At 58.9% G+C, this 8,459-nt stretch carries 5 protein-coding genes; all 5 read left to right on the top strand.

The window, feature by feature from the left end; all coding sequences use genetic code 11:
• Nucleotides 1-292: 292 nt before the first annotated feature.
• On the top strand, nucleotides 293-2,686 hold the full coding sequence (gene ppsA / locus WB402_RS06080) for a phosphoenolpyruvate synthase (RefSeq protein WP_424206028.1): 2,394 nt from the start codon (nucleotides 293-295) through the stop codon (nucleotides 2,684-2,686).
• Nucleotides 2,687-2,744: 58 nt separating this feature from the next.
• A complete protein-coding gene (locus WB402_RS06075; protein WP_424206027.1) occupies nucleotides 2,745-3,542 on the top strand; it encodes a DsbC family protein in 798 nt (265 codons plus the stop codon).
• A 16-nt stretch (nucleotides 3,543-3,558) separates the two neighbouring features.
• The gene (locus WB402_RS06070) at nucleotides 3,559-4,644 is read left to right on the top strand and encodes a DUF484 family protein (RefSeq protein WP_424206026.1); all 1,086 of its coding nucleotides are present in this window, start codon (nucleotides 3,559-3,561) and stop codon (nucleotides 4,642-4,644) included.
• Nucleotides 4,645-5,304: 660 nt separating this feature from the next.
• On the top strand, nucleotides 5,305-8,010 hold the full coding sequence (locus tag WB402_RS06065; protein WP_424206025.1) for a PD-(D/E)XK nuclease family protein: 2,706 nt from the start codon (nucleotides 5,305-5,307) through the stop codon (nucleotides 8,008-8,010).
• The coding region (locus WB402_RS06060) for a UvrD-helicase domain-containing protein (protein WP_424206024.1) at nucleotides 8,007-8,459 on the top strand (453 nt) is incomplete at its 3' end. The genes WB402_RS06065 and WB402_RS06060, both read left to right, overlap by 4 nt.

The raw sequence follows: 8,459 nt of genomic DNA, 5'->3' as shown, positions 1-8,459 counted from the left end.
AGTCGTAACGCCAGACGCGCGGCAAATGCGTGCCTTTGCGGGTGTTTCGCAGGAGAATGCACCACGTTCGTTATTGTTATTTGGTAAGCGAGTCTCGACGTAATTGCTCAATCAACAGGCATTGTTCATGCCTGTAATCAGGCCAGACGGGTGCTGCCAGGGGCTTACAACCCGATTCGGAGTATAAGGCCATGATTATTATGCTGGTATTTGCCGGCTCCCTGTTTTGAATTGCTTATCGTTAATTCTCAATTGGAAATCCCGGCGGCATGCGTTATTTTGTGCTCGAAGCATGCGCTACATCCGCACATTTTCTGAACTGGGGATCGGGGATATTCCCGTTGTTGGAGGCAAAAACGCTTCTTTGGGCGAGATGTATCGCCACTTGAGTGCGGAGGGCGTGCGGATACCCAATGGATTTGCCACCACAGCCGAGGCCTATTGGCATTTTCTCGAGCATAACAATCTTGTCGAACGTATTCGCGAGCGCCTGAAGCTTCTGGATACTAATGATCTCACCCAGCTGGAACAGGCCGGCGCTGATATCCGCCGCTGGGTCCACGAGGCGGAAATACCTCCCGACCTGACTCAGGAAATCACCACGGCGTACCAGACTCTCGCGAAAGAGTATGGGCCCGATCCCGATATCGCCGTTCGCAGCTCGGCGACCGCCGAGGATTTACCGGGCGCCTCGTTCGCGGGGCAGCAGGACACCTACCTTAATATACGCGGCGTCAAGGATCTGCTGACGACCTGCCGCCGGGTTTATGCCTCGCTCTTCAACGACCGCGCTATCTCCTACCGTGTGCACCAGGGGTTTTCACACGATGACGTGGCGCTTTCGATCGGTGCGCAGAAAATGGTGCGCTCCGATATAGGTTCGTCCGGCGTGGTGTTCACGCTCGACACCGAAACAGGGTTTCGTGACGTTGTCTTTATCACCTCCGCCTATGGCCTGGGCGAGAATGTCGTTCAAGGCGCCGTGAATCCCGACGAGTTCTATGTTTTCAAGCCGGCGCTGGCTGCCGGCAAACAGCCAATCCTGAAACGTCAGCTCGGTACCAAGGCAATCAAGATGATTTATGCACAGGAGGCGGAGCGAGGTTCTTCCATCCGCAATGTCGACGTGCCAGAGGCCGATCGCCTGCATTTTTCCCTGACAGACGAGGATGTGCTCGAGCTCGCGCGCTACGCCGTAAAAATCGAACGGCATTATTCAAAAGGGGCCGGACGAGACATGCCCATGGACATCGAATGGGCCAAGGACGGCGTGGACGGCAAACTCTACGTGGTGCAAGCACGTCCGGAGACGGTGCGCTCGCAGGAGACGCGTAACGAGTACGATGTTTATTACCTGGAATCACGCGGCAAGATTCTGGCTTCCGGGAAAAGCGTGGGCCGTCGTATCGCAGCCGGTCAGGCACGCGTGATCCGGAATGTCGCCGACATGTCGCAACTCCGCGCCGGCGAAGTGCTGGTAACCGACATGACCGACCCGGACTGGGAGCCGGTGATGAAGACCGCGGCGGCGATCGTCACCAACCGCGGCGGTCGAACCTGCCATGCCGCGATTATTGCGCGCGAACTCGGCATTCCGGCAATCGTGGGTTGTGGCAACGCCACCGAAAGCCTCGGCCAGGGCAAGCCGGTGACGATTTCCTGCGCCGAGGGCGATACCGGCCACGTATACGACGGCGCATTGAAATTCCGCGTAGAGAAAATTTTCGTCGATGCGGCAAACCGGCCGCGCACCAAGATCATGATGAACCTCGGCAACCCCGATCAGGCATTTGAGCACTCTTTTCTGCCGAACGACGGTGTCGGGCTTGCGCGTCTTGAATTCATTATCAATCACAGTATCCAGGTGCATCCCCGGGCTTTGCTGGAATACGAGAAACTCAGCAAGGATGAGCAGAAGCATATCGACCGGCTGACGGTCGGCTATGGTGACCGGCGCTCCTATTTCATCAAGCGCCTTGCCGAGGGTGTCGGGATGATCGCGGCTGCCTTCCATCCCCGGCCGGTGATCGTGCGTCTCAGCGATTTCAAGTCGAACGAGTATGCCTCGTTGTTTGGCGGCGAACGCTTTGAACCCAAGGAAGAAAATCCCATGCTCGGGCTGCGCGGGGCTTCACGTTATTACTCTGAGACCTTCCGTGAAAGTTTTGCGCTGGAGTGCGCTGCGCTCAAGCAGGTACGCGAGGACATGGGTCTTACCAACGTGGCTTTGATGATCCCGTTCGTGCGCAGTGTGGAAGAGGCGCTGCAGGTATTGGCGGCCATGCGGACGCACGGTCTGGAGCGTGGAAAGGCGGAGCTAAAGATCTATCTCATGTGCGAAATCCCGGCTAATGCATTGCTGGCGGAAGAGTTTTTACAGCATCTGGACGGATTTTCCATCGGCTCCAATGACCTGACCCAGCTCACTCTGGGTGTCGACCGCGATTCTGGGCTATTGACCGGGTTCGATGAACGCAACCCGGCGGTGCTCAAGCTCATGGAAATGGCCATTCGCACTGCCCGTAAAATGGGCAAATATGTGGGTATCTGCGGCCAGGCGCCCTCGGACTATCCCGAGATTACCACCTGGCTGGTAAGCCAGGGCATTGCTTCGATCTCGCTCAACCCGGACAGTGTGATTCCCATGACGCGCATTGTGCTAGAGGCGGAGCGGAACTTGAAATGACTTCGAACCGAGGACCCCGCACACGGTCTAATGCTGGCACGTCGCGCGGGCAGCCAGTATGATCATGCGCAGTCTGCGCCACCCCATCCACTCTGAACAGCGAGAAACCGTCATCATGTTACGTTTCGTCTTATCTTGTCTTCTCAGTCTTGCCTTTATCTTCTCCGCCTCCGCGGGTGAACAGGAAATGAAACAGGTCAAAGCCGGTCTGGTCAGCTCCTTTCCCGAGCTTTCCGCGGCAACCATCAAGCCGGGCCCGGTTTCCGGCATGTATGAAATCGAATTCGACGCGAAAGTATTTTATACGACCAGCGACGGCAAGTACCTTTTCATGGGCGATCTCGTGGACATGGGCACGCATACCAACCTGACTGAGGCAAGGCGTGCCTCTATTCGTGTGCGGCTGCTCGATGAGGTGGGCGAGCAAAACATGATAGTAATGGGACCGGCGAACCCCAAGCGCACGCTGACGGTGTTCTTCGACGTGGATTGCGGCTATTGTTCCAAGTTTCATCTTGAGGTGCCCACACTCAACAAGCAGGGCGTGAAAGTACGATATCTTTTTTTCCCGCGGACAGGTCTGCACTCCGAAAGTTACAAACGCGCGGTGGCTGTCTGGTGCGCGGCCGATCGCGTCAAGGCGATCGGTATCGCCAGTGCCGGCGGCAAGCTGGACATGAAAACCTGCAAGAACCCGGTGGAGGAAAACTACCTGCTGGGCCAGCGTCTGGACGTCAACGGCACGCCGACAATATTTTTCGATGACGGTAAAACAATTCCCGGCTATGTACCCGCACCGCGGTTGTTGAGCATGCTTGGGATCAAGGCCGAATCGTCGGGCACGGCGGTGCGGTGACGGGCGGAGCGAGGGAATGGACCAACGCGAGACGATACAGGACCGGGAATGGGTGAAACTCCGTAATCAGTTGCGCGACAACGAGCGCATCTGGTCCGGATTCCGGGAGATCGAGGTACGGATGATCGGCTCGAATTCGCTGACTGATCTCGCCGGAGTCATCACGGAAGGCATTCCCGAAACTTTTTCCGGTATCGACTGTGTCACCATCGCCTGTGTCGATCCGGAATACGAGATGACACGGCTGATCGATGCCGGCATTGAATCCGGTTTGAAGCAAAATTGTTTCGTCGCTATACCGCGGGAGACGCTGAATGAAATGTTTGCCCGTCCATGGCGACCGCGTCTCGGGCCAGTGGATGCGCATCTTCATTCCCTGTTATTTTCAAACAATCCCTGTGCGTCGGGGTCGGTGGCGATCGCGCCGCTTATACGTCGCGGCGAACTGATCGGCAGTCTCAATCAAGGCAGCCACGATCCGAAGCATTTCATGCCCGGTATAGCGACGGATCTGCTCGAGCACCTGGCGGCCGTGGCGGCGCTGTGTATCGACAACGCGGTCAATCATGAGCGTCTCAAGCTCGACGGACTCACCGATCCGCTTACCGGCGTTTCCAACCGGCGCTTTTTCGAGCGCCGCCTGGCGGAGGAAATCGAGCGTTGGGCGCGTCAAGCCGGACCTCTCGTGTGCATGCTGGCGGATGTCGATTTTTTCAAGCAGGTTAACGACCAGTACGGTCACCAGGTCGGTGACCGCGTGCTGCGCCAGATCGCCAGCATCCTCGGACAGGACCTGCGCGGCAGCGACGTGCTGGCGCGCTATGGTGGCGAGGAATTCGTGCTGCTGCTGCCGGACACGACGCAGGTCCAGGGTGCGGCCATCGCCGAACGGCTGCGTGCCAACGTCGAGCACAGCGCCTTTATTATTCCGGAGGGAGTCGATCTGGACGTGACTGTCAGCATCGGGCTTGTCTGCCTGGAGCCGGGGGTGGATACCTATGGACCCGACCCCGCGGCGTGGCTTTTCCAGCAGGTGGATGCCGCCTTGTATGAAGCCAAGCAGACGGGACGTAACCGCGTTGTACACGCCCATCCTCAGTAAGTTACGGCACCGGTATCTCCACGCAACCGCCGCAGCGGTGAAGATCAGCAGCATCCAGATTCTTTAATGAAGCGCATGTAATGTAACAAAAAGCCTTTGGTAAACATATCGATGCCGTTCCTTGCATGTTGGTTACCCCGGCCTATATTCAAGGGAGGCAGGGATGCGCATAGGGAAATACTTTTACTGCCAACACCGGAAGTGCAGGGAAGTTTCCAGGGATGCAGGGAAGTGTCCCGGGTATGCAGGTAATTCGTAGAGTGTATCCGAGAGGCGGCCATGAATGGCCGCCTTTTTTATTGGTCGTGATTTTAATGCTCGACCCGGTCTTGCCTGGTGCTGAAATGACAAGGCAACAATTATTCATGTCGGTAATAAACAGGACGAAGCTCACCAAGACAATCTTAATGATATCGCCGGGCGCGACGTGGAAAGAAGTGGCTTTCGCCAGGAGCTGCACGCCTGATACGATAAAAACATGCCGCAAAGCAGTCGCTAATTCGGGCAAGCAGCTCGTGTCACCGTCAACGGAGTGTTTTCTTGCGTAATATGCGCGTCGTAACCATTGCAGGACCGAGTCGGTGCAAACCGCTACATGAAGAGGACCGAACATCCGTCCGCAGGGTAGGCAGATAAGGACAGAGAATAAGGGAAAACATATTGCGCGATTCGGTTTTTGAGGCGTTGAAATCCGGAGCGTCGTTACTCGTGGCGAGCCAGCGCCAGGTACGCACGTTGCAAATCGCGTATGCGCGCCGCATGCAGGACGAAGAACGGCTGGCGTGGCAGAGTCCGGACCTCCTTACGTGGAATGCCTGGCTTGAACGGTACTGGGACGAGTTCACGGCGCCGTCGTTGGCAAAAGAGCAGTTGGATACCCGCACCTTGCTCAGTCCGGTTCAGGAGGCCATGCTTTGGGAATCGATCATCGGTGACTCAAGTGTCGGGGACGGGCTCTTACAATCCTCTGCCACGGCGCAGACGGTCCAGGATGCATGGCGGCTTAGCTGGGAGTGGACCATTCCGTTGCCGCTGCCGGACACTGGGCCCAACGAGGATGTGCGGGCTTTTGCAATCTGGTCGCGTGACTTTGATGAGCGGTGCCGCGCCCAGGGTTGGCAGGATCGTGCCCGTCTGGCGGATGCAATCGTTGAGGCTCTAGCGAGCGGGCGTCTGAAAGCCCCGAAGCGGCTGCTGCTTTTCGGATTCGAAGAGCATACTCCCCAGCAGGAGCGGTTGCTCGAAATCCTGCGTCGCGCTGGCACGGTGGTAGAGCCGATCAATGCATACCCCATGCCGAATACCGTCGTACGCTACGAGCTTGCCGGTCCGCTGGAGGAAATTGCCGCCGCCGCTCATTGGGCACGGGAGCGGCTGGAGGCCGGGGCATCCCGCATCGGGGTTATCGTACCGGATCTCGGCGCGATGCGCCCGCAGGTGGTCAGAATTTTCGATGACACGTTCGTGCCGGGAGCCGTGCTGCCAGATTCCGCGAACGCCACCCGTCCCTACAACCTTTCCCTGGGCCAGGCGCTTTCGCAATATCCGATCGTGCACACGGCGCTTCAAATCCTTGAGCTCGGCAAAGGCGAGTTGGCCTGCGAGGAGACCGGGAGCCTGTTGCGGTCTCCGTTTCTGGGCGGCGCAACCGAAGAGTGGCCGCAACGTGCACTCCTCGATGTGGCGTGCCGCCAAGCTGAACCCCTCGTGCGAATCAATGGCTTGCTGCGCCTTGCTCAGGATCAGGATAGGGAGGGAGGCTGGCGCGCACACAGCGCGCCGATGCTCGCGGCGCGGCTCAAGAACTGGCGCGCGCTCCTCGATTCCTTTCCGAAAAAACAGCTTCCAAGCGCCTGGGCCGAGGGCTTTGCCCGCGGGCTCCTGGCGCTTGGGTGGCCGGGCGATCGCCCGCTCGATAGTGACGAATATCAAACCGTGGAGGCGTGGCGCGAGATGCTTTCCGTGCTCTCGACCCTTGATGAGGTTACGGATCGGATAAGTTACGCCGAGGCGTTCTCGACACTCGTGCACATGGCCGGTGAGCGCATCTTCCAGCCGAAAACGCCGGAGGTTCCGGTTCAGGTCATGGGGTTGCTTGAAGCCGCGGGTCTCGAGTTTGATGGCTTGTGGATCACCGGGCTGCATGATGCGGCCTGGCCCGACAAGCCACGCCCGAATCCCTTCCTTCCCATCGAGCTGCAGCGCCGATACAACCTGCCGCACGCCTCTGCGGCCCGCGAACTTAATTTCGCCCGTCGTCTGACGGGATGGCTCCTTGCGAGCGCACCAGAAGTCATTGTCAGCCACGCACGGCACAGTGGCGATGAGAACCTGCGACCCAGCCCACTCATAGCTCATTTGCCTGCCAAGGAACCCGAAACGCCATGTGTCATTGGCGCGTTGCATCAGTTGGTTCATGAATCGTGCCCGCCACTGGAGCAGATATCGGATGAGCGCGCCGCATCGTTGGCAGCCGGAACCGAGGCACGTCGCGGAACCGGCGTTTTCAAGGATCAGGCTGCCTGTCCGTTCCGCGCGTTCGCGCATGCGCGTCTCGGAGCGCGTGCACTCGATGAGCCGGAGCCCGGGCTCGATGCCATTGATCGCGGCAATCTTCTACACGGTGTCATGAAAGCGCTTTGGCTCAATCTGAAATCCCACGCGAATCTGTGTGCTTTTCCGGAAGAAGCGGTGCGCCTCGCAGTCCGCGAGGCTGTGGCCGGCGCCATAGCGGAGATGGCCCGTGAACGACCGCAGACGTTCACGGCGCGCTTCATCACGCTCGAACAGGCGCGGCTCGATCAACTGGTACTCGGCTGGCTCGAAATCGAGAAGCAGCGCGCGCCATTTACCGTGGTGTTTCCCGAAAAGGAGCAGATGGCCAGTTATGGCGGACTGACGATCAGGATCGTGCCGGACCGTGTTGATGAGCTCGAAGGCGGTGCGCGCGTTGTAATCGATTACAAAACCGGGACCCCGAAAATCAATCAATGGTTCAGCGATCGTCCAGATGAGCCGCAACTCCCGATCTATGCCTTGGCCCAGAACAATGTCGCGGCCGTGGCCTTCGCGCAGATTCGCAAAGATGATGCACGTTTTCTCGGCATCGCGGCGGAGGCCGGGCTGGCGCCGGGCGTGGAACCGGTTTCCGGGATAAAAGAGGCGGCGGCGCTGGGATCGTGGAAGGCATTGCTCGCGGAGTGGCACCGCGTAATCGAGTCGCTGGGCGAGGCATTTCGCGCGGGGGATGCGCGTGTCGCACCGAAGGATGGAACCCGGACTTGCGAGTATTGCGACGTGGGGCCTCTGTGCCGGATCCGGGAGCTGGAGGAAGACTTGCAGGCCGGTTCGGGTGATGAAACATGAGCAACGACAAGCCTATAGCCGATGCCGCGGCACGCGCCCGCGCGCTCACGCCGGATCAGTCATTCATCGTCCAGGCGCCTGCCGGTTCGGGCAAGACCGAGCTGCTCACACAGCGCTACCTGCGTCTCCTTTCGTGCGTGGATCATCCCGAAGAGATCGTGGCAATCACCTTCACACGCAAGGCCGCCAACGAAATGCGCAATCGCGTTCTTGAGGCCCTCGAGAAGGCCAAGGGTCCGCGTCCGGAAATGCCTAACGAGGCCACGACCTGGGAATTGGCGAAGGCGGCGCTCGCGCGCGATGAGACCGAGGGGTGGAACGTGATCGCAAGCCCCGAGCGGCTGCGCGTGAGCACCATCGATTCGTTCTGCGCCGCACTGACGCGGCAGATGCCCATGCTCTCGCACCTCGGCGCGCCTCCGGCGGTCGTGGAGGATGCCGAAGTGTTG

It is taken from the genome of Sulfuricaulis sp. (assembly GCF_049587675.1).
In the GTDB taxonomy this organism is placed as follows: domain Bacteria; phylum Pseudomonadota; class Gammaproteobacteria; order Acidiferrobacterales; family Sulfurifustaceae; genus Sulfuricaulis.
This window is presented reverse-complemented; position numbering and strand designations above follow the sequence as displayed.